Annotated in this window: 18 protein-coding genes and 2 tRNA genes; 10 read left to right on the top strand and 10 right to left on the bottom strand. The window is 67.8% G+C overall.

Going from position 1 to position 20,943, the window contains the following annotated elements; genetic code table 11:
* Window positions 1-6: 6 nt before the first annotated feature.
* Together queG and xseA are read left to right on the top strand one after the other, a co-directional pair.
* Complete coding sequence (queG, locus tag KVS69_RS02505; RefSeq protein WP_217536412.1) at window positions 7-1,095, top strand: tRNA epoxyqueuosine(34) reductase QueG; 1,089 nt, start codon at window positions 7-9, stop codon at window positions 1,093-1,095.
* 67 nt (window positions 1,096-1,162) lie between these two features.
* Entirely contained in the window at window positions 1,163-2,503 is a 1,341-nt protein-coding gene (gene xseA, locus KVS69_RS02510) for an exodeoxyribonuclease VII large subunit (protein ID WP_217536414.1), read from the top strand.
* A gap of 57 nt (window positions 2,504-2,560) precedes the next feature.
* Here the strand turns inward: xseA and KVS69_RS02515 are convergent, their stop codons facing one another.
* Both KVS69_RS02515 and KVS69_RS02520 read right to left on the bottom strand, forming a co-directional pair.
* Window positions 2,561-3,472: a M48 family metallopeptidase gene (locus KVS69_RS02515; RefSeq protein ID WP_217536417.1), complete on the bottom strand. Its 912-nt coding sequence runs from the start codon at window positions 3,470-3,472 to the stop codon at window positions 2,561-2,563.
* Window positions 3,473-3,543: 71 nt separating this feature from the next.
* Complete coding sequence (locus KVS69_RS02520) at window positions 3,544-5,280, bottom strand: formylglycine-generating enzyme family protein (protein ID WP_254621991.1); 1,737 nt, start codon at window positions 5,278-5,280, stop codon at window positions 3,544-3,546.
* Between the two features lie 214 nt (window positions 5,281-5,494).
* Between KVS69_RS02520 and rnd the strand changes: the two genes are divergently transcribed.
* A complete protein-coding gene (gene rnd, locus KVS69_RS02525) occupies window positions 5,495-6,577 on the top strand; it encodes a ribonuclease D (RefSeq protein ID WP_217536420.1) in 1,083 nt (360 codons plus the stop codon).
* A 48-nt stretch (window positions 6,578-6,625) separates the two neighbouring features.
* On the opposite strand, the gene KVS69_RS02530 is transcribed toward rnd, so the two are convergent.
* Window positions 6,626-8,860, bottom strand: coding sequence for a TonB-dependent receptor (locus KVS69_RS02530; RefSeq protein WP_254621993.1), 2,235 nt, complete (start codon window positions 8,858-8,860; stop codon window positions 6,626-6,628).
* A gap of 381 nt (window positions 8,861-9,241) precedes the next feature.
* The gene (locus tag KVS69_RS02535; RefSeq protein ID WP_217536426.1) at window positions 9,242-11,794 is read right to left on the bottom strand and encodes a Cache 3/Cache 2 fusion domain-containing protein; all 2,553 of its coding nucleotides are present in this window, start codon (window positions 11,792-11,794) and stop codon (window positions 9,242-9,244) included.
* Window positions 11,795-12,207: 413 nt separating this feature from the next.
* On the opposite strand from KVS69_RS02535, the gene KVS69_RS02540 reads away from it, so the two are divergent.
* A tRNA-Ala gene (locus KVS69_RS02540) sits at window positions 12,208-12,283 on the top strand.
* Window positions 12,284-12,364: 81 nt separating this feature from the next.
* On the opposite strand, the gene KVS69_RS02545 is transcribed toward KVS69_RS02540, so the two are convergent.
* The 5 genes from KVS69_RS02545 to KVS69_RS02565 all read right to left on the bottom strand — a co-directional run bounded on the left by KVS69_RS02545 (window position 12,365) and on the right by KVS69_RS02565 (window position 16,285).
* Window positions 12,365-13,501, bottom strand: coding sequence for an alpha/beta hydrolase (locus KVS69_RS02545; RefSeq protein ID WP_217536429.1), 1,137 nt, complete (start codon window positions 13,499-13,501; stop codon window positions 12,365-12,367).
* A 39-nt stretch (window positions 13,502-13,540) separates the two neighbouring features.
* Complete coding sequence (locus KVS69_RS02550) at window positions 13,541-13,702, bottom strand: hypothetical protein (RefSeq protein WP_167693303.1); 162 nt, start codon at window positions 13,700-13,702, stop codon at window positions 13,541-13,543.
* 69 nt (window positions 13,703-13,771) lie between these two features.
* On the bottom strand, window positions 13,772-14,137 hold the full coding sequence (locus KVS69_RS02555; RefSeq protein WP_093536337.1) for a response regulator: 366 nt from the start codon (window positions 14,135-14,137) through the stop codon (window positions 13,772-13,774).
* Between the two features lie 61 nt (window positions 14,138-14,198).
* Entirely contained in the window at window positions 14,199-14,828 is a 630-nt protein-coding gene (locus tag KVS69_RS02560; RefSeq protein WP_095362840.1) for a response regulator, read from the bottom strand.
* Window positions 14,828-16,285 carry a PAS domain-containing sensor histidine kinase gene (locus KVS69_RS02565; RefSeq protein WP_217536432.1) on the bottom strand — a complete coding sequence of 486 codons (1,458 nt, stop codon included), beginning with the start codon at window positions 16,283-16,285 and terminating at the stop codon, window positions 14,828-14,830. The genes KVS69_RS02560 and KVS69_RS02565 overlap by 1 nt, the downstream gene beginning before the upstream one ends.
* Window positions 16,286-16,527: 242 nt before the next feature.
* Here KVS69_RS02565 and KVS69_RS02570 point away from each other — a divergent pair, with 242 nt between their 5' ends.
* The 3 genes from KVS69_RS02570 to KVS69_RS02580 are packed head-to-tail and all read left to right on the top strand — an operon-like array spanning window position 16,528 to window position 18,093.
* Entirely contained in the window at window positions 16,528-17,046 is a 519-nt protein-coding gene (locus KVS69_RS02570; RefSeq protein ID WP_068853304.1) for a DNA starvation/stationary phase protection protein, read from the top strand.
* Window positions 17,047-17,080: 34 nt separating this feature from the next.
* Entirely contained in the window at window positions 17,081-17,578 is a 498-nt protein-coding gene (locus KVS69_RS02575) for a peroxiredoxin (RefSeq protein WP_217536435.1), read from the top strand.
* Entirely contained in the window at window positions 17,575-18,093 is a 519-nt protein-coding gene (locus tag KVS69_RS02580) for a DsbA family protein (RefSeq protein ID WP_068853308.1), read from the top strand. Before KVS69_RS02575 ends, KVS69_RS02580 begins: the two co-directional genes overlap by 4 nt.
* Window positions 18,094-18,170: 77 nt before the next feature.
* Here the strand turns inward: KVS69_RS02580 and KVS69_RS02585 are convergent, their stop codons facing one another.
* A complete protein-coding gene (locus KVS69_RS02585; RefSeq protein ID WP_345776787.1) occupies window positions 18,171-18,932 on the bottom strand; it encodes a helix-turn-helix transcriptional regulator in 762 nt (253 codons plus the stop codon).
* Between the two features lie 134 nt (window positions 18,933-19,066).
* On the opposite strand from KVS69_RS02585, the gene KVS69_RS02590 reads away from it, so the two are divergent.
* The 3 genes from KVS69_RS02590 to KVS69_RS02600 form a co-directional block, all read left to right on the top strand.
* A complete protein-coding gene (locus KVS69_RS02590) occupies window positions 19,067-20,254 on the top strand; it encodes a YbfB/YjiJ family MFS transporter (RefSeq protein WP_217536453.1) in 1,188 nt (395 codons plus the stop codon).
* A gap of 162 nt (window positions 20,255-20,416) precedes the next feature.
* Window positions 20,417-20,492 (top strand) — tRNA-Phe (locus tag KVS69_RS02595).
* 159 nt (window positions 20,493-20,651) lie between these two features.
* Window positions 20,652-20,943: hypothetical protein (locus KVS69_RS02600; protein ID WP_217536470.1), on the top strand; the 292-nt coding region annotated here is incomplete at its 3' end.

A 20,943-nucleotide genomic window follows, 5' to 3' on the forward strand; every position in this document is an offset into this window, starting at 1 on the left:
TGCTGCATGTCCGCTGTTCCCCTGCCCGCCCCGCTCGACCTGGCCCGTGCCGCCGAACGGGTGCGCGCGCTTGCGCGGCAGCATGGCTTCCAGCGCTGCGGCGTGTCCGGCATCGACCTGGCCGACGACGAAGCGCACCTGGCCGACTGGCTGGGCCAGGGCCTGTACGGCACCATGGACTGGATGGCACGCCACGGCACGCTGCGCGCGCGCCCGGCCGAACTGCTGCCCGGCACCGTGCGGGTGATTTCAGTGGGCATGGATTACGGCCACAAGGACGACACCGAGGCCTGGAACACGCTGCATGACGGCAACCGCGCCTACGTGGCGCGGTATGCGTTGGGCCGCGATTACCACAAGCTGATGCGCAACCGCCTGCAGAAATTCGCCGATGCGCTGGCCGCGGAGATCGGCACGTTCGGGTACCGCGTGTTCGTCGATTCGGCGCCGGTGCTGGAGCGTGCGCTGGCACGCAACGCCGGGCTGGGCTGGATCGGCAAGCACACCTGCCTGATCGACCGCCAGGGCGGTTCGTGGTTCTTCCTGGGCGAAATCTACATCGACCTGCCGTTGCCGGTGAATGCGCCGGCCAGCGCGCACTGCGGCACCTGCACCCGCTGCATCGATGTCTGCCCCACCCAGGCCATCATCGGCCCGCAGCGGCTGGATGCGCGGCGCTGCATTTCGTACCTCACCATCGAACACGATGGCGCCATTCCCGAAGACATGCGCCCGCTGATGGGCAACCGCATCTACGGCTGTGACGACTGCCAGCTGGTGTGCCCCTGGAACAAGTTCGCGCGGCGCACCGACGAGCCGGATTTCCGCGCCCGCAACGCGCTCGATACCGCCACGCTGGCCGAACTGTTCGCGTGGGAGGAAGAAGAATTCCTGCGCCGTACCGAAGGCAGCCCGATCCGCCGCAGCGGGCATGAGCGCTGGCTGCGCAACATCGCGGTGGCACTGGGCAATGCGCCAGGCCACCCGGACACGCTGGCCGCGCTGCACGCGCGCGCCAGCCATGACTCCGCGCTGGTACGCGAACACGTGCAGTGGGCACTGCAGCAGCACGCCCGGCTCGACAACGGCGGCTGAGCGCCGCACACACGCACCTTGCCCCGGCATGCGACCATGGGCACCCGTTCGTACTGTTTGACCGTCCATGGACCGTAGCGCGCAGATCCTCACGCCCAGCCAGCTCAACATCCTGGCCCGCGACCTGCTGGAAGGCACGTTCCCGATGGTGTGGGTGGAAGCCGAGCTGGGCAGCGTGACCCGCCCGGCCTCGGGCCATATGTACTTCACGTTGAAGGACGCGCGCGCGCAGATCCGCGCGGCATTGTTCAAGCCCAAGAGCCAGTGGCTGAAATTCGTGCCGCGCGAAGGCATGCGCGTGCTCGCGCGCGGAAGGCTGACCCTGTACGAAGCGCGCGGTGAGTACCAGATGGTGCTCGACCACATGGAAGAAGCCGGCGAAGGCGCACTGCGCCGCGCCTACGAACAGCTCAAGGCACGGCTGGAAGCGGAAGGCCTGTTCGCCGCCGAACGCAAGCGTGCCCTGCCCGCCCATATGCGCCGGCTGGCGGTGATCACCTCGCCCACCGGCGCAGCCGTGCGCGATGTGCTCAGCGTGCTGGAGCGCCGCTTCCCGCTGCTGGAAGTGGACCTGCTGCCCAGCCTGGTGCAGGGTGACAGTGCCGCTGCGCAGATCACCGCGCTGCTGCGCAGCGCCGACGCCAGCGGCCGTTATGACGTGATCCTGCTCACCCGCGGCGGCGGCTCGATGGAAGACCTGTGGGCCTTCAACGACGAACAACTGGCGCGTGCCATCGCGGCGAGCCATACCCCGGTGGTGTCGGCGGTGGGCCACGAAACCGACTTCAGCCTGGCCGACTTTGCCGCCGACCTGCGCGCGCCCACGCCGTCGGTGGCCGCCGAACTGCTGGTACCGGACCAGCGCGACCTGCAACTGCGCCTGCGCCGGTTCGCCGCGCGGCTGGTGCAGCTGCAGCGGCATGGGTTGGGCCAGGCCATGCAGCGTGCCGACCGCGCCCTGCTGCGGCTGAACGCACAGAGCCCGCAGAACCGGCTGCAGCTGCTGCAGCGTCGGCAGCAGGATCTGGCCCGGCGCCTGGCCGGCGCGTGGCAGCAGCAGCATGAGCGCCGCCTGGCGCGGCTGCGGCACGCGGCGGTGGTGCTGCGCAATGGCCACCCGCAACGCCAGCTGGATGCACTGAAACAGCGCCTGTTGCGGGTGCAGCCACGCGCGGAGGCGGCGATGGCGCGGCAGCTGCAGCGCGATACGTTGCGCCTGCGTGCGTTGGCGCGTTCGATGGAAGCGGTGAGCCCATTGGCCACGGTCGCGCGCGGCTACGCCATCCTGACCCGTGAGCAGGATGGGCGCCTGGTGCGGTCGCCGTTGGATGTTTCGCCCGGCGATACATTGAAGGCCCAGGTGCAGGACGGGGTAATCGATGTGGTGGTAAAAGACACCCGCGGGTAAGCCTTGTAGGGACACGCCATGCGTGTCCAAGCAGGCCGCACACGCGTTTCGCCCACGTTATTGCGTCGCCGTGGCGCCTGCAGATTCGCAGTAGCGCTGGCGGTATTCCATGGCCTTGGGCATCAGCGCCTGCAGGTTCTGGATGCGGGTGCCCGGGTTGGGATGCGTGGACGAGAATTCCGGCGGCGCCTGGCCGCCGCTGGCCTGGCCCATGCGCTCCCACAGCGGCACCGCTTCGCGCGGGTCGAAGCACGCCGCCGCCGCCAGCATCAGGCCCACTTCATCGGCCTGGGTTTCGTGGCTGCGCGCGTACGGCAGCAGGTAGCCGTAGCCCATCGCCGACATCACCATCTGTTGCTGCTGCGGATCCATGCCGCTGGCGGCACCGGCCATCTGGCCGATCTGGGTGAGCTTCTGCTGGGCCATGCGCTGGGCGCCATGGCGGAGCAGTGCGTGGGCGATTTCATGGCCCATCACCACTGCCATCGCATCCTGGGTCTGTGCCACCGGCACCAGCCCGGTGTAGACCGCCATCTTGCCGCCCGGCAGGCAGAACGCATTGGCCTGGTCGGACTGGATCACATTGACTTCCCATTCGAAGTCGCGCGAGAAGTGCGCCGGCTTCAGGCCGTGCTCTTCGGCCAGCGCGGTTTCCACCACGTCCACTTTCCGAATCAGCCGTTCGGCGATCGCGCGCACGTCGCGCGATATCTGCGCGTTGGGATCCAGCGGGCGCTCCTCGGCCAGGATCTGCTGGTAGGCCTGCAGGCCGAGCGCCTTTTCCTGGTCGGCATCGAGCGAACTGTCGATCAGCACGTTTTCGCCGGTGTACGGGTCTACGCTGCGGTTGGAGAACCAGTAGAAGGCGGCATAGCCGGCGAACGCCAGCAGCACCCACCAGCGGATGTTGCCGAACAGCCCGGGGCGGCGTGCTCGTTGCTGCTGACCGCCATAGGGATTGCTGCTCATCGTCCTGGTTCCTGATGGGGGCCGGCACGCCGTGCCGGCATTGGGGGCAATCCTAGCGCCAAGCCGACGTATCAGATACCTCGAACCAGGCGGAACCCGATCCTGGCGCTGGTCGTGTCCGAATCCTGTGATTGCCGCCAGGCCGCGCGGGTCTGTTCGGGGGCATTGGCCCAGTTGCCGCCGCGGATCACCCGCTGCCGGCAGCCCGGGTTGAACCAGGCCACGCCATCGGCCGGGGCCCGGCGGTAGCTGGCGTGCCAGCAGTCGGCCACCCATTCGCTGAGATTGCCGGCCATGTCGTGCAGGCCCCAGGCATTGGGTTCGAAGGTGGCCACCGGGGCCGGCCCCCACCAGCCATCGCCATAGCCGACGAAGGCATTGAACCAGCGCCGGCCGGAAGGCGATACGTCTTCGCCGCCGGTGAAGTTGCCCGACAGCGGCGGCGGCGTACCCTCGTTGCCCCACGGGTAGCGGCCACTGGTGCCGGCACGCAGCGCGTACTCGAATTCGGCCTCGCTGGGCAGCCGGTAGGAACGCCCGGTCTGTTCGGACAGCCACATCGCGTAGTGCTCGGCATCACGCACGCTCACGTGCATCACCGGCGAATTGGCGATGGCCGGGGTGCCGTCGTAGCCCGAGCGCCAGTCCACCCCGCTGCTGCGGGTGAAGTTGCCGCTGCGTTCGTCGTAGATGATCGAATGGCCACGCCGGGTGGCGCGCGGCCGGGCGTTGCTGGCCTGCACGTAGCGGCGGTAATCGGCCACGGTCACTTCGGTGATCGCCATGGCGAAGCCGCGGTCGAAGCGCACGTAGTGCGAGGGCTTTTCCGCATCGCTGGCGCCCGGTTCCGCGTCGCCGGCGCCCATCTGGAAGCCGCCATGCGGCACCACGATCATCTGCGGGCCACGCCCGCCATCGCGCAGCGCATCGCTGAACACCTGGCGCGGGCGGAAACTGCCGTAGTGGGTGGCCAGTTCGATGCGTTCGCGCAGCTGGCCCACCACCGGGTCGCCGGGCATCGCGATGCGCAGCGCGTCTTCCAGCTTCTGCCGCGCTGCCTTGAGCCCCTGCGGGCTGGCCAGGTCGCGCAGGCCGTCGTCGCGCAGGCGCACCAGCGTGGCGGCGCGGATCGCCTCGATCCGCTCGAACGCATCGGCAATGGTGGGTGCCGAATCGCGCACCTTGGCCGCTTCGGCCAGCCAGGTGCCGGCGGCAGCGAAATCGGCGCTGCGGGCAGCGGCTTCGGCGCGGCGGATCAGCGCGCTTTCGGCGGCGGCCAGGCCCTGCCGGGCCCGCGGCTCGTCCGGCTGCAGCGCCAGCGCCTCGCGGAAGTTGGGAATGGCACCGTCGCCGTCTTCACCAATGCGGTCGGCGCGCAGGTCCTCCTCGCCGGCGCGGTTGTACGCCACCACCCGCTGGGCCAGCTCCACGCGCGACTGCAGCTGGCGCACCTTCGGGTCATCCGGGGCCAGGGCCAGCAGCACCAAGGCAATCTCACCGGCCTGCGCCAGTGCCTCGCGCTGCTGCAGCGGCCGCTGCAGCAGCTCCGCGGCGTCCTTCAGCAGCTGCTGGCGGGCACGGGTGAGTCCGGCCTGGGCCTGGCGGTCGTTGGCGTCGCGCTGGCGCAACGCCAGCCAGATCGGAATGGCATCGGCGGCGGTGGCGTACAACCGCCCCTCGTCGAAGGCCTTGGCTGCGTCGCGGCGCGCCTGTGCCACGCCGTCGTCGGCAATGACCACCGCCGGCGGCTGCCAGCGCTGTTCGGTCTCCGCTTCATCCTCACCGCCGATGGTCACCTGCCCGGGCAAAGGCTCGACCCGTTTGGCCGGCTCGGGCGCGCGCGCCGCCGCCGGGCGTGGTGGTGGCGCGTCGGGCGAGCAGGCGGTCGTGGCCAGCAGCAGCACGGCCAGCAACAGCGGGACAGGGCCTGGAGTACGCAATTCGGGTTCCTTCGGCGGGACGGCCTCGACGTTAGGCTATTCTCCCTCACCTGAGCAAACCTGCAGTAGATGGAATCCCTACGTGGCCTATTGGATCAAAACCCCGGCGGAACTGGACGAGCGCTACCGCCAGCGCCCCACCCGCATCGGGCTGGACACCGAATTCATCCGTGAACGCACCTATTGGCCGCAACTGGCGCTGGTGCAGATGGCGGTCGGCGATGAAATCCTGATCATCGACCCGTTGATTCCGGGCATGACCGAGGCGCTGGCGCCGTGGCTGGCCGATACGTCGATCCTGAAGGTGATGCACAGCGCCAGCGAAGACCTGGTCACCTTCAAGGTGGCCTGCGGCGTGCTGCCGCGGCCGCTGTTCGACACCCAGATCGGCGCGTCGCTGGCCGGCATCGGCGGTGGGATGGGCTACCAGAAGCTGGTCACCGCCATCACCGGGGTGACCCTGGCCAAGGGCGAGACCCGCTCGGACTGGATGCGCCGCCCGCTGACGGATTCGCAGCTGGAGTACGCCGCCGACGACGTGGAGTACCTGTTCGCGATCCACGATGCGGTGGATGCGAGGCTGGGCGAGCTGGACCGCCGCCAGTGGCTGCAGGACGATGCCGAGCGCCTGCTGGCCAGTGTCGAGCAGGACGAAGAGCGCTGGCCGCACGTGGCGATGCGCTCGGCGCAGTTCATGGATGCGCCCGCGCAGCGCCGTCTGTTGCGCCTGCTGCGCTGGCGTGACGTGCAGGCACGGGCAAGCGACAAGCCGCGCAGCTGGATCCTGGACAACGAACTGGCCGCGCTGCTGGCACGTACGCCGCCGGCCGATGCCGGCGCACTGGGCAAGCTGATGGAAGGCTTCCCCAAAGCCCCGCGCAAGCTGGCCGCGCAGGTCTGGGAAGCCCTGGAAACGCCGCTGCACGATGAGGCCGAGGCGCCGCTGGCGCTGCCGGCCAACGATGCCAACAAGCAGGCGTTGAAGCGGCTGCAGGACGCGGTGAGCGCACGTACCGCCGAGCTCGGCCTGCCCGATGGCGTGCTGGCTTCGCGCAAGCACCTGGAGAGTTATCTGGAAAGCCGCACGTGGCCGCAGGCCCTGGCGGGATGGCGGCAGGCGGTGCTGGAGCCGGTGCTGGCGCCCTTGTTGCCCGCCGCAGGCTGATACCGCAGCGAAAAGGCCCCGCTCGCGCGGGGCCTTTTTTTCAACCGCTTACCAGTTGAGGTTCAACGAGACGCCCACAACGCGCGGTTCGTTGTACACCGCCGCCATGTAGTTCTCGATCACGCCCTTGAGGTTCTTCTCGTTGGTGATGTTGCGCGCGAACAGCGCCGCTTCCCACGCCCCGTAGTTACCCGAGTAACCCAGCTTCAGGCCACCTTCGAAGCTGCCCTTGGAATTGAACTCGGCCGAGTCATACAGCACGAAGCTGGTATGGCCCTGCTTGTTCCAGTCGGTGGACACGAAGAACACGTCGCTGTCGTTGACCGGGAAGTCGTAGCGCGCAGCGAAGTTCAGGTTGTACTTCGGCGCGTTCGGCAGCGGGTTGCCGTTGATCTGGGCGAACGTGTTGGCGCCCACCTTGATGGTCGGGTCATTCACGGTGCACACCACCGCACCGTTCAGCGCGCAGACCTGCGCATACACGCGGTCATCCTGGATTTCGCTGTGCAGCAGGCTCACGCCGGCGCTCAGGCTCAGGTTCGGGATCGGGCGCAGCTCCATGTCCGCTTCCAGGCCGTACGCCTTGGCCTTGTCGGCATTGAACAGCACGCCGTTGCCGTTGGAATCGTTGCCGTTGAGCTGGATGTCGTTGACCACGTAGGTGAAGGCGGTGGCGTTCATGCGCAGGCGGTTGTCCCACAGGCTGCTCTTCACGCCCGCTTCCCAGGACAGGATGGTTTCCGAATCGGCGGTGGTGAAGTCCGCGTTGAACACCGCCGAACGGCCTTGGATGGTCGGGCCGCGGAAGCCACGCGCCACCTTGGCGTACACGCTCACCTGCGGGTTGAACGCGTACATCGCGCTCACGTCCCAACTCGGGGTGGTGTCGGCCATTTCCACGTCGGTACGGCCACGGTAGGTGACCACCCCGGCGGCCGTATCAGCGGTCTTCAGCAGCCGGGTACGCTTCTCGTCGCGGGTCTGGCGCAGGCCGGCGGTCAGGGTGAACTTGTCGGTCACGTCATAGCTGACCTGGCCGAAGCCGGCCCACGAGGTATTGGTGTTGCGCAGGCGCACCCAGTTGTTCGGATTGCGCGCGGCGCCCTGCAGGAACCAGGCGCGCTGGTAGAAATCGGTGGTGTCGCGGCCATCGAAGTAGAACGCGCCCACCTGCCACTTCAGGCGGTTGTCATCGGCATTGGCCAGGCGCACTTCCTGGGTCCACTGGTCCAGGTCGCGGATCTGCCCCATCGACTGGCCATATCCGTTGGGCACGCCGTTGACCGGGAAGTTGGCCGCCGCGCCACCGTCGGTGTCACCGCGGCTGTAGCCGGAGGTGGTCTCGTAGGCGGTGATCGAGGTCAGCGAAATGTTGCCGAAGTCGTACACGGCTTTGACCGAGCCGCCGTAGGTCTTGTACGCCTGCGGGTTGTTGTCGGCTTCGTCGTAGGCCACCTGGTCGCGCGGCGCGTCGGTGGTGTTGGAGCCCTTGGTGATCGCGTTGCGCAGGAACAGGGTCGAGGTGCCTTCGTAATCGCGGGCGTGCGCCGAGGCCAGCAGCGAGAACGCATCGCTGGGCTGCAGCAGCAGCTGGGCACGCACGTTGCGGTCGTCGAAGCCGCCCATGGCGTTCTTCTTCGGGGACACCGTGCCATCGGCGCTGGGGCCGGTGTAGGTGTTGTCCACGTAGTCGTCGCGGTGCTGGTACAGCGCCGACACGCGGAACGAGGCGATGTCGTTGATCGGGCCGCCGAAGCCGCCGTCCACCGACACGCTGCCGTAGCTGCCGTAGCTGGCCTGCACGCGGCCGCTGTAATCCTGGCTGGGCTTGATGCTGTCGAACTTGACGATGCCGGCGGTGGTGTTGCGGCCGAACAACGTGCCCTGCGGGCCACGCAGCACTTCGATCTGGTCCACGTCATACACCGGGTTGGACTTCAGCACCACGTGCTCAAGCACCACGTCATCCTGGATGATCGACACCGGCTGCGACGCACCCAGGTAGAAGTCGATGTTGCCCAGGCCGCGGATGTAGAAGCGCGGGAAGATGCGGCCGGTGGTGGTCTCGGCGTAGAAGCTCGGCACCCGGCCACTCAGGGCCAGCAGGGTGTCATCGCCGCCGGCGGTGTAGTCGCGCAGGCGCTCGCCCTGGACCACGCCGACCGAGACCGGCACTTCCTGCAGGTTGCGCTCGCGGTGGTCGGCGGTGACGGTGATGGCGTCCAGCGAGGTCGGGCTGGCGTCCTGCGCCACGGCGGCGCCGCTCAGCCCGAGCAGCGACATGCAGGCCAGCGCCAGCGCGTGGGGGCGCGGCTGCCGGGCGGTGCGGATGGAAGCGGTTGCGGCCGAAGCGGTGGTGGTGCGATGGGCGGACATTCAGGGGTCTCGGGTGTTACGGATCAAAGTGGCGCACGCGGCGCGCGGATGAACACCCACGGCACCGCCGTTTGCGCGGCGATGCGGCAAGGTATTGCGTTCGTGTTGCAAAGGAGTTTCAGGGCGCTGCGGGGGACGGCCTTCCGTTCCCTACCCTGGTGTGCTGGCTGAGCCGCCGGAGTTCGTGCGGCGGATTATGCCGGATCCGTTGCAGACCCGGCCATACCTGTTCCATTTGATCCGGCGGTGGCGTCTGCGACTCCCCATCGCAGACGCCACCGCATCCGATCAGGCCGCAACGCGCTCCCTGCGCGCGGGCTGCGCGTCGGCCAGGCGGAACTGCCCGACCGATTGCTGCAGCTCGGACGACTGCGCGTTCAATGCACGCGCAGCGGCCGAAGCCTCCTCGACGAGGGCAGCATTCTGCTGGGTCACACCATCCATCTGCACGATGCTCTGGTTGACCTGCTCGATCCCTGCCGCCTGTTCCTGGCTGGCGTTGGCGATCTCTTCGATCAGCCCGCCCAGCTCCCCAACCGATGCCACCACGCGCTGCAGGGTCTGCCCCGCCTCGCTGGCCAATGCGCTGCCGTCGGCCACCTGGGTCGCAGACGCGTCGATCAGCGCCTTGATCTCCTTGGCCGCACTGGCCGAGCGCTGCGCCAGCGCGCGCACTTCCGAGGCCACCACGGCAAACCCACGGCCTTCCTCACCCGCGCGCGCCGCTTCCACCGCGGCGTTGAGCGCCAGGATGTTGGTCTGGAACGCGATGCCATCGATGACGGTGGTGATGTCGGCGATGCGGCGCGAGGACGCTTCGATGCCGCCCATGGTCTCCACCACCTGCGCCACCGCGTTGCCGCCCTGCACCGCCACTTCGGCCGCCTCCGCCGCCAGGCGGTCGGCGCGACGTGCATGGTCGGCGTTCTGCTTCACGGCAGCGGTCAGCTCTTCCAGCGACGCGGCCGATTCTTCCAGGCTCGCGGCCTGCTGCTCGGTGCGCTTGGACAGGTCGTCGTTGCCGGCGGCGATTTCCGCCGACGCCGTGGCGACCGACACGGCCGCCTGCTGGATCCCACCAACGATACGGGTCAGCTGTGCCACGGTGGCATTGGCATCGTCGCGCATGGTCGCGAACACGCCCTGGAACTGACCCTCGATACGGCCGCGCAGGTCGCCTTCGGCCAGCGCACGCAGCAGCCCGGACAGCGCGCTGAGGTTGCGGTCGGCCGTGACCATCAGGGTGTTGAGCCCTTCGACCATCACGCGGAAGTCGTACTGGTAGGCCTCGGCGTTGCCGCGCACGCTGAAGTCGCCGGCGGCGGCCGCCGCCACCAGGTGCTTGATCTCGCCATTGATCGCCTGCAGGCGGTCGCGCACGCCGTTCACGGCCTCGGTGATGCGCGCCTTTTCGCCCGGCAGCTGCTCCATCGGCTGGGACAGGTCGCCATCGGCGTAGCGGCGCACCAGGTCCACCATGCGCATCTTGACCCCGATATGCGCGGCAACCAGTTCATTGGTCCCGGTCACCATGGTGCCGAACTCGCCCTCGAAGCGGCTGGCATCGATGCGGTGGCTGATCGCCCCTTCGGCATGCCGCTGGCTCATTTCGTTCTGCGCCTGGATGATCTCGCGCAGCTTGGCCTGCATCTGCTGCAGCGCGCCCATCAGGCGGCCGACCTCGTCCTGGCTGTGCACCACGATGCGCTGGTCCAGGCGGCCCGCCGCGACGTCGCGCGCGACCTGCCCGGCCTGCGCCAGGGGGGCGCTGATGACGCGACGGACCACGACGATGAGCGCCACGATCACCGCGAGCAGGCCCAGGCCGGACACCACGCCGATCTGCAGCATCAACTTGTGCAGCACGGCCTGCAGCACCGAGGTCGGTTCCAGGCCGAGTACCGTCCACTGCCACGGGCCGTAGGCCTGGGCGCTGACGAAATAGGTCTGCGGCGCGGCGTCCTTGGCGGTACGCAGGTGCAGCGTTGCCTGGCTGGCCTTGCCGGCCAGCAGTGCCTCCAGCGTGGCCTGGTCGGCCGGGTCCACCAGCGAGGACAGGAGCTCGCCTTCGCCGGCGAACGACGCCATCACCGTACCGAACTGGTCGCCGGCCTTGGTGTTGACTGCCAGGAAGTGACCTTCCTTGCCCAGCTTGGATTCGCGCAGGCGCGCCTTCAGCGCCGCCAGGCCTTCGGTGTAGTTCTGGCCTACGAAAGCGATCGCGGCAACCTGACCGGCGGCATCCTTGATCGGCATGTAGTGGGTCATGTAATCCACGCCGAACAGCCGCACCGGACCGGTGTACCCCTCACCTGCGATGACCTTGGCATAGGCCGGGCTGGCGTGGTCGAGCACCGTGCCCATGGCCCGTGCGCCTTCGGCGTTGCGCACCGAGGTGGACACGCGCACGAAATCGTCGCCATCGCGCACGAACACCGTGGCCACGCCGCCGCCTGTGGCTTCGGCAAAGCGGTCCACCGTGGCCTCCTGCAGGTTGAGCACCTCGGTGCCGAACTGCAGGGTCGGGGTCTGCCGTTCGCCCACGGTCACGGTCTTGGCCGCGTCAACGCTGACATCGCCGGCGGGCAGCATGCCGCGGAAGATCCCGGCCATGCGCTGGGTGCTGTCGCTCAGGCTGCGGTCGTACAGTTCCACCGAGTCGCGCATCAACTCGGTGGACGACTGCAGGCCAGCTTCAACACGCTGCTGGTAGCTGGTTGCGGCCTGGCGGTAGATCAGCACCGCCAGCGCCACGAAGGCAACGGTGGTGATCAGGCCCATCAACAGCGCCAGGCGCGCGCCGATGGAGGTAGAGAAAACGGTGGCGGCACGGGTCGTCATCGTCGGTACTCGAAGGTGGGGGTTGGATTGAGAGATACGTCACAGTTCTTATCGGCACCGAAGTGGTCCTCTTTACGTAAAAAAAGACAAAAACATTGGTGCTTTCGTTTTACCTAAGCGATTGATTTAAAAGAAATGTCTCCCGGGCGCATCTTCACAAAGCCGGACATTCGTTCAGATAAGGGGTCAATTTCCTCAAGTTCAGAGGGGTGCTGCCGCCAACGGCACTTCCCTGCCGGGCCTTAGGCCGGAGACCCCCTTCGTTGAACAAGGCGCCGGTTGCGAAGATCGCGGCCGGCGGCACTGGCTTGAGCAATGCAGGTTCGCAGATGCAGTGCGGGGCCTTGGCAGCCCGGGGTGCACGGCGCTACACTTGATCGCATCGCGGTTCCCAAGCCGTGTTGCAGCACACCGGGGCCATAGCTCAGCTGGGAGAGCGCGTCGTTCGCAATGACGAGGTCAGGAGTTCGATCCTCCTTGGCTCCACCACATTCCAGCCGCCGTCTTCGGACGACAGCGCAACAAAAAAGCCACCCGACGGGTGGCTTTTTCGTTTGCGTGGCGCTGCCGTCAAGGTGTCTCAGCGGGGACGTCCCCTGCCCGCTCGGCGATCGGGCGTACCTGCTGTACGAGGGTGAGCAGGGTCTTGCCCGGTTCTTCGATCATCACTTCGTGCGCGGACTGCTCGAACCAGACCAGCTGCTTGGCCGGCGCCTTTACGCCCTGGAGCCACTCCGCCGCGAGCTCGGACGAGACGTTGTGGTCGTGCCGGCCTTCGAACAGGAACACCGGAACCTTCAGTTCCCGAACCGTGGTCATATCCAGGGTCAGCACCTCGCTGAGCAGGTGCTGCATCGAGAAGTCGTTGCCCTTCCACACCTCGGCCACGTCATGGTCGGTGTACTCCGGCGAAAGCTTGATCGCGGCCGCCTCGGCATCGCCGCCCCTGCGGTTGTGCACCATGCCGCCGTAGTGGTTGAGCCACTTCCGCTGCTTGAACAGCTTCTCAAGCGGCACGGGTTGGTTTCCCTGTGCGTAGGGCGCCAATGCTTCCAGCTCGGCCACCGCTTCGGCGTTGCCGTCCTCCCGCGCCTGCTGCAGGGTCCACGCAAAACCACGGCGCTCGCTTTCCGGCGCATTGGAGATCTGCCCGATGCCGATGTAGGCATGCAGCCACCCGGGCCGGCGCTGGGCCAGCTCCAGACCCAGGTAACTTCCCCACGATTGACCCAGCACGAAGATCCGCTCCTTGCCGAACTCCCTGCGCAGCCAGGCCACCATTTCCTCGCTGTCGGCGATCATCCGTTCGCGGGTCATGGTCGGAGCGACCACCGCAGGGTCATTGGCCGCGTAGGTCTTGCCTGCACCGCGCTGGTCCCACTGCACGACCGTGAAGTACTCCTCCCAACCACGCTGGAAATACCAGCTGGTGGGCATGGCCACCCAACCGGGCCCGCCGTGCAGCATCAGCAGCACCGGGTTGCGGCGGTCGTTGCCGCGGATGGAGACCCACTGGTCGATGCCGCCGATGCGGACCTTCTGCAGCCGCTCGATCCCGTTGTCAGCCACGACCTTGCGCAGGTCGGCAATGACCTTCACTGCCTCGGCGCGGTCGTGGGGCGCGGGGCCCGGCGGTTCAGCCGCCTGTGCCGGGACGCTGAACCCTGTTACAGCAAGCCAGAACAAGCCGGCAACCCAACATTTCATCGGCGTAGACACCTTTGCAGGAGCGGAACGCCGATTGTGTCATGCGTCCGGATTGTCCTTGATCGGCGGGCGCCGGCTTTCGGACTGACGGACGCTCTCATCGGTCTGGCCCGGGCGGGCCTTGGCCGCATCTTCCTGCTTCCGGTCCTGCTTGGCTTCGTCAACGCCCTGCTGCTTGCCGGGCTGCTTTTCGGTGTTCATGTGCGTGCTCGTGGTGGCCTGCCCTCTTGGGCATGCCTGCACCCTAGCGGCGGTCGCGTGATGCAGTGGTCATGAGGTGATCGCCTCCTCGATACAGCGCAGCATCGCCTCGCCGTCCACCGGCTTGACCAGGAACGCGCGACCGCCCCGCTCCATCACCCGCGCGCGCAGCGCATCGGTGGGAAACGCGGTCATGAAGATCATTGGAAACGCGCACCCGCGCGCCAGCAGTTCGGCCTGCAGCTGGTCCCCACTCATCTGCGGCATCTGCATATCGGTGAGCAGGCAGTCGGGTGCGTCGCCTTCGTCGGCCAGGAACGCCGCCGCCGAGGCATAGGTGCGCGCTTCGTGGCCCAGCGAGCGCACCAGGCTGGACAACGACTGGCGGACCCCGTCGTCGTCATCGACGATCGCAATGCGGTAACTCGGCTTCATGGAGCCTTTATGCCCGATCCGGCCGCGCGCCGGAACCATACACAGGTTTGTGCCGGCCGGATCAGGCGGTGCCGGTGCCCACGCCCAGTGCCTCTGCGTGCCGTACCAGGTCGGCCAGCGAGCGCACGCCCATCTTGCGCATCACGTTGCCGCGATGGATTTTCACGGTGATCTCGCTCAGGTGCAGCACGCCGGCCACCTGCTTGTTCATCAACCCGGCCACTACGTGCGCCATTACCTCGCGCTCGCGCGGGGTCAGGGTGGCGTAGCGCGTTTCCAGCGAACCGCGCGCGGCCATGTCCTGGCGGCGGCGGGTGTCGCGCTCGATCGCGGCGCTGACCGCATCCAGCATGTCCTGGTCGCGGAACGGCTTGGCCAGGAAATCCACCGCGCCAGCCTTCATCGCGCGCACGGTCATGGGAATGTCGCCGTGCCCGGTCATGAACACGATGGGCAGGTGGATGCCCTGCGCGGCCAACTGGCCCTGCAGATCCAACCCACTGATGCCCGGCAGGCGCACGTCCAGCACGATGCAGCCAGGCACGTCCGGCAGCACCGCCTGCAGCAGCTCCGAAGGCGCGCCCAGCACGCGGGTCTGCAGCCCCACCGAACGCAGCAGGCTGTCCAGCGCATCGCGCACGGCGGCATCGTCATCGACCACCACGACCAGTGGCGGAGAGGGTAGGCTCATCAGGCGCGTGCTCCTGGGGGATGGGTGGCCAGCACCAGCCGGAAGGTGGCGCCATGGCCGGGTACGCTCTCCACCGACAGCCGCCCGCCATGGGCTTCGGCGGTGGACCGGCAGATCGCCAGGCCCATGCCCATGCCGTCCGGCTTGGTGGTGAAGAAGGGTTGGAACAGGGTGTCCAGGTGCGCGCTGTCGATGCCCGGGCCGCTGTCGGCAATGCTGATGGCCACTTCACCGGGTGCGCCGGGCTGCGCCTCCACCACCAGCTGCCGCGCGTTGGCCTGCCCGGCCATGGCCTGGCTGGCGTTGATCAGCAGGTTCACCAGTACCTGCTGAAGCTGCACCGCATCACCGTGCACGGCGGGAAGGTCGGCGGTCACTGCCACGTGCAGCTGCACTGCCTCACGGTTGAGTTCGTGCTGCACCAGCCGCACCGCGTCTTCGATCAGCAGGGAGGCATCGAGCGGCTCGCGCGGCGTGCTGCGTTTGGCCAGGAACGCGCGGACGCGTTTGACGATCTCACTGGCACGGCGCGCTTCCCTCACCGTGCGGGTGATGGCGGCCTCCACTTCGTGCAGGTCCGGCGGGTCGCGGTGCAGCCAGCGCAGCCCGGCCTCGCCGTTGGTCACCACCGCCATCAGCGGCTGGTTGACCTCGTGCGCCAGTGAAGCCGTCAGCTCACCGAGCGTGGCCACGCGCGTGGCGTGCGCCAGTTCGGCCTGCGCGCGCAGCGCGGCATCCTCGGCCCGGCGGCGCTCGGTGACGTCGGTGTGGGTTTCCATCACGCCGGTTGCGCGCCCCAGGCCATCGCGCTGGATCACCCAGCGGCTTTCCAGCACGCGCCAGGCGCCGTCGCGGGTGCGCTGCTCCAGCGTGCCTTCCCAGCTGCCCAGTTGCAGCAGGGTGGCTTCCACTGCCTCGCGTGCCTGCGGATAGCGGGTGGACAGCAGGACATCGGCCACGCGGCCGATGGATTCCTCGGCCGACCAACCGTACACCTGCGCGGCCGTGCGGTTCCAGAACGTGATCACCCCGCTGCGGTCACGCACGAAGATCATGTCGTGTGACAGGTCCAGCAGCGTTGCCTGCCCGCGCAGGCGCTGCATCGCGCCCTGGTACTGCAGTGCCAGCAGCGCGGTGATGACGATCGCCGCGAGGCTGACCAGCGCGCGGAAGGTCTGCGCGCCCACATGGTTCACCCCGTGCGAATCCAGGTAGGCGATGAGGGTCAACCCGATGCCGGCCACGGCAGTGATGACGATGTCGGCGCGGCGCCCGGTGCGCGCCACCAGCAGCACCGCCACCACGTACAGCACCGCTACTGCACCTTCCAGCGTGGTGAGCACATCGACCAGGAAGATCCCCAGCGTGAGCAGCGCGGCAGCGGCGCGGAACACGGTGCGGCCGCGCAACGTGGACGCCGCGGCGGCGCGCGGGCGCGTGGAAGTCGAGCTGGGCACCACGGTCTGGCCTCCTGGCGGGGCGCAGTCACCTGCGCCGGGGTGAGCCCAGTATCCCCCGCACCCGGGGGCGGCAGATCCCCCCAAAGAGGGATGCGCCGGCAGGTGGCCCAAACCAAGGTATGAGCCGGGGAAACGATCGCGCAATGTACCCACCGGCCCCCGCTGCCTAGTCTGGATCCATCGGCTCCCCCGCAGCACCTGCGGCCCGGGCCGCCTTCCCCCGCTACCGGAGAGCCGCCATGCACGATGTTGTCGCCCCGTCCCGCCAGACCGCCCCGCTGCGCACGCCGTCCGACCTCAGCCTGCAGGCCGGCAAGGACATCGCCGGTGCCCTGACCGTGCTGCTGGCCGATGTGTTCGCGCTGTACCTGAAGACCAAGAACTTCCACTGGCACCTGTCCGGCCCGCACTTCCGCGACTACCACCTGATGCTGGATGAGCAGGGCGAGCAGATCTTCGCCACCACCGATGCCATCGCCGAACGGGCGCGCAAGGTCGGCGGCACCACGCTGCGCTCGATCGGGCAGATCCACCGCATCCAGCGCCTGCTCGACAACGACGCGGACTACGTGACCCCCGAGGACATGCTGGCCGAGCTGGCCGACGACAACCGCCAGCTCACCCGCTTCCTGCGGGCCACCCATGGGGTGTGCACCACCCACAACGACGTGGCCACCACCAGCCTGATCGAGAACTGGATCGACGAGGCCGAGCGCCGCAGCTGGTTCCTGTTCGAAAGCACCCGCCCCATCCGCTGATCCACGCGCTGTTTCGTTCCAGCAGGAGGCTGTCATGTCCGCTGCATCCCGCATTTCATTGCCGATTGGCGCGCCCGCGCCCGCGTTCCAGTTGCCCGCCACCCCGGACCAGCGCGTCAGCCTGGACGAGCTGCGCGGCCACCCGGTGATCCTGGCGTTCTACCCCGCCGACTGGAGCCCGGTCTGCGGCGACCAGCTGGCGCTGTACAACCAGCTGCTGCCCGAGTTCCACCGCAGCGGCGCGCAGCTGGTGGGCATCTCCGTGGATGGAGTGTGGTGCCACGCCGCGTTCGCCGAGCAACGCCACCTGCACTTCCCCTTGCTGGCCGATTTCGAGCCAAAAGGCGAGGTAGCCCGCCGCTACGGCGTGTACCGCGAACAGGACGGCGTGTGCGAACGCGCGCTGTTCGTGATCGATGCCGAGGGCATCGTGCGCTGGAGCTATATCTCCCCGTTAGGCATCAATCCTGGCGCCGACGGCATCCTGGAAGCGCTGGCGCAACTTCCCTCCACCGCAGGAGCAGCGTCATGAAAGGTCTGTCGATTCCCGTCAGCGCGCAGGACCACAGCCAGGGTCCGGCCGATGCGCCCATCACCCTGGTCGAGTACGGCGACTACCAATGCCCGTACTGCGGCGAGGCGTATCCCATGCTCAAAGCGGTGCAGCAGGCACTGGGCGACCGGATGCGCTTTGTGTTCCGCAACTTCCCCATTTCCGAAATCCACCCGAACGCGCTGCCGGCTGCGCGTTTTGCCGAAGCGGCCGCAGACGCGGGATTGTTCTGGGAAGCGCATGACCTGCTCTACCAGCGCCAGGATGCATTGAGCGCGCGCGACCTGCAGGCCTACGCCAAGCAGCTTGGAGTGGACCCCGCGTTGCTGCAGGCCGCCGACAACGGCGCGTTCGATGATCGCATCGAACGCGACTTCATGGGCGGCGTGCGCAGCGGCGTCAACGGTACCCCGTGCCTTTTCATCAATGGGGTGCGCTACGACGGCGCCCGCGATGTGGACAGCCTGGTCGACGTATTGACCGAACGCGCCTGATCCGTTCCGCCGGCGCGCCGGGGTCTTCCCTCCCCCACCCGGGCGCGCCGGCACCTGCCGGGGACCGGCCGCTGCGCTCAGCCCGGTTGCCGTGCCCTTCGCCATTGCAACGGGCTCATGCCCATTTCGACCCGGAACATGTAATTGAACGCCGAGGCCGACGCATAGCCCAGCTCATGCGCGATCACCGTCGGCGAACGCCCCTGCGCCAGCCACTCGATCGCGCGCAGCAGGCGCAGCCGCGTGCGCCACGTGCGCAGGCTCATGCCGGTCTCGCGCTCGAAATGCCGCGCCAGCGTGCGCGGCGACGCGCCCAGCACCTGTGCCCACTCGTCCACGCCGCGCGCATCACCGGGCTGGTCGTGCAGTGCCTGGCACCAGCGCTGCAGCCGCGCGTCCTGCGGCCACGGCAGGTGGCGCACATGCTGGCGCTGGCGGCGCAGCTGGGTGATGACCAGCGCGCTCAGATGCGCGTAGTAACCCGCATCGTCTTCCGGCCGCACCTGCCCCAGTTCCACGATCAATTCGCGCAGCAGCGGCGACACGTCCAGCACCGCGCACCGGTCGGGCATGCCCAGCGCCGGATCATCGGCCACATACAGGTTGCGGAACGCAGCCGCACTCAAAGCACCGGTGTGATGGACCATGCCGGTAGGGACCCACAGCGCCTGCTGCGGGGTGATCACATGCCGCGCATTGCGCGCGGTCACCTGCAGCACGCCGTGGGTGGCGAACACCACCTGGTTCCAGTCATGCGCATGCGGCGGGAAACGCTCGCCGGCGGCCAACTCCTGGCTGCGCGCCATCACCGGCCAAGGCAGCGCGCGCAGCGGCGGCACCGGGACTTCCTTCCAGGGCCCGGAAAGCGTGGAGGGCCCTTCTTGGCGGTTTATCGACATGATTCGACATTCTATCGAAAGACAGCCGCCGCGCACCTGATCGACCATGGACGCGTCCCTTTCCGGTTCCACGCATGTCCACTTCCCTCGCCCCCTCCACTGCACGGAAACCCTGGCAGGTCATCGCCGCCGGCATCTGCGCGCTGGTGCTCACCGTCGGGCTGGCCCGCTTCGCCTACACCCCGCTGCTGCCCCTGATGCGGGTCGATGCCGGCCTCAGCGCGGCGCAGGGCGGCTGGCTGGCCACCTTCAACTACCTGGGCTACCTGCTCGGCACCCTGCTGGCGGCGCGCGTGGGCGACATGCAGCAGAAATTCCGCTTCTACCGGATTGGGCTGGTGCTGGCGGTTGCCGCCACGACGCTGATGGGGATCACTACGCAGCCCTGGCTGTGGAGCTTGCTCCGCTTCGTGGCGGGTCTGTCCAGCACCGCCGGCCTGCTGCTGGCCTCCGGGCTGGTGCTGAACTGGCTGCTGGCCAACCGGCAACGCCCGCGCCTGGGCCTGCACTTCGCGGGGCTGGGCCTGGGCATCGTGGTCTCCGGGCTGGCCACCGGCCTGCTTGCCGGGCACGCCGACTCCAGCGCGCAATGGCGCTGGCTGGGCCTGCTCGGCCTGCTCTTCCTGTTTCCCGCCTGGTGCTGGATGCCGGCCCCCACCCCGACCTCTGCCGCACAGGCCGCACAAGCGCCGCCCCCGCCCAGCCGGCGCTGGCGCCAACTGCTGGTGGCGGCCTATTTCTGCGCCGGCGTCGGCTTCGTGGTCAGCGCCACCTTCATCGTGGCCATTCTCGAACAGACCCCCGCCTTCCGTGGCCACGGCAGCGCGGTGTGGGTGCTGGTGGGACTGGCGGCGGTGCCATCCACGTTCGCCTGGGACCGCATCGCCGCGCGCATCGGCCTGATCCGCGCCCTGATGCTGGCCTTCGCCCTGCAGGCCGCCTCATTCGTGCTGCCGCTGCTGGACACTGGTCTGGCCGCCGGACTGGGCAGCGCGCTGCTGTTCGGGCTCACCTTCGCCGGCATCGTCAGCCTCACCCTCACCGTGGTCGGCCGCCACTATCCACACAACCCGGCAAAGGCGATGGCCAACCTCACCCTCAGCTATGGGGTGGCGCAGATCCTGGCGCCGGCGCTGGCCGGCACCTTGGCCCGCAGCAGCGGCAGCTACCAGGCGTCGTTGCTGCTGGCGGCCATCTTCATGGCCGTGGGCATCGTGCTGCTGGCCGCCATGCCCGGTGACGCGTACGACCACGTGCGCTGATGAACAGCAATTCATGCGCGGCCCACGCCTGCGATCAAGCATTTAACGCGCCAGGCCAAGGCCGCAGCAACGAATGTGAAATTTTTTTGTCGAAACGCTTGCCGAACCTCGTAGACCTCCGTATTATTCGCGTCCTCGCCAGCGGCAACGCAGCGATGAAGTGGCCGAGTAGCTCAGTTGGTAGAGCAGGGGATTGAAAATCCCCGTGTCGGCGGTTCGATTCCGTCCTCGGCCACCATTTTTCAAGGGTTCGCAGCAATGCGAACCCTTTTTCTTTGGGTAGCTGCACGGATTTTGCACGGATTCCTCGTCCATTCGCTGGCCTTGACTTCGTGACGTGCAGGCAATGCGTCCGGCGTGAAATACTCCCAGCCACTGCAAAGGGGGAGTTGTCCAGATGCTCGCAGCCGCCTGCTCGCCAGCCGCGCCCAGCTCAGAAGTCATCGTCGCGTCCGTCAGCGCCGTGATTGCATTGCTTGCGCTTGGATCGTCCTTCTATTTTGGTTGGCTCCAGCGGAATCACTTCCGCCTCAGCTCCCGCCCGATATTGGATTTCGAGGTGGGTTGCGTAGACGAGATCTTGGGCCTAGGCAATCATGGCGTAGGGCCCGCGCTTATCGACAAGATGACCGCGACGATAGATGACGAAGAGATCGATCTCCTGTCTGCAGACGGGCTGGATCAGTTCG

Source organism: Stenotrophomonas sp. GbtcB23 (genome assembly GCF_019091045.1).
In the GTDB taxonomy this organism is placed as follows: domain Bacteria; phylum Pseudomonadota; class Gammaproteobacteria; order Xanthomonadales; family Xanthomonadaceae; genus Stenotrophomonas; species Stenotrophomonas rhizophila_A.

Bases quoted from the DNA above. Each gene is read 5' to 3' on its own strand.
- queG (WP_217536412.1), top strand. From the start codon at position 7: ATGTCCGCTGTTCCCCTGCCCGCCCCGCTCGACCTGGCCCGTGCCGCC.
- xseA (WP_217536414.1), top strand. From the start codon at position 1,163: ATGGACCGTAGCGCGCAGATCCTCACGCCCAGCCAGCTCAACATCCTG.
- KVS69_RS02515 (WP_217536417.1), bottom strand. From the start codon at position 3,472: ATGAGCAGCAATCCCTATGGCGGTCAGCAGCAACGAGCACGCCGCCCC.
- KVS69_RS02530 (WP_254621993.1), bottom strand. From the start codon at position 8,860: ATGTCGCTGCTCGGGCTGAGCGGCGCCGCCGTGGCGCAGGACGCCAGC.
- KVS69_RS02535 (WP_217536426.1), bottom strand. From the start codon at position 11,794: ATGACGACCCGTGCCGCCACCGTTTTCTCTACCTCCATCGGCGCGCGC.
- KVS69_RS02545 (WP_217536429.1), bottom strand. From the start codon at position 13,501: ATGAAATGTTGGGTTGCCGGCTTGTTCTGGCTTGCTGTAACAGGGTTC.
- KVS69_RS02550 (WP_167693303.1), bottom strand. From the start codon at position 13,702: ATGAACACCGAAAAGCAGCCCGGCAAGCAGCAGGGCGTTGACGAAGCC.
- KVS69_RS02555 (WP_093536337.1), bottom strand. From the start codon at position 14,137: ATGAAGCCGAGTTACCGCATTGCGATCGTCGATGACGACGACGGGGTC.
- KVS69_RS02560 (WP_095362840.1), bottom strand. From the start codon at position 14,828: ATGAGCCTACCCTCTCCGCCACTGGTCGTGGTGGTCGATGACGATGCC.
- KVS69_RS02570 (WP_068853304.1), top strand. From the start codon at position 16,528: ATGCACGATGTTGTCGCCCCGTCCCGCCAGACCGCCCCGCTGCGCACG.
- KVS69_RS02575 (WP_217536435.1), top strand. From the start codon at position 17,081: ATGTCCGCTGCATCCCGCATTTCATTGCCGATTGGCGCGCCCGCGCCC.
- KVS69_RS02580 (WP_068853308.1), top strand. From the start codon at position 17,575: ATGAAAGGTCTGTCGATTCCCGTCAGCGCGCAGGACCACAGCCAGGGT.
- KVS69_RS02590 (WP_217536453.1), top strand. From the start codon at position 19,067: ATGTCCACTTCCCTCGCCCCCTCCACTGCACGGAAACCCTGGCAGGTC.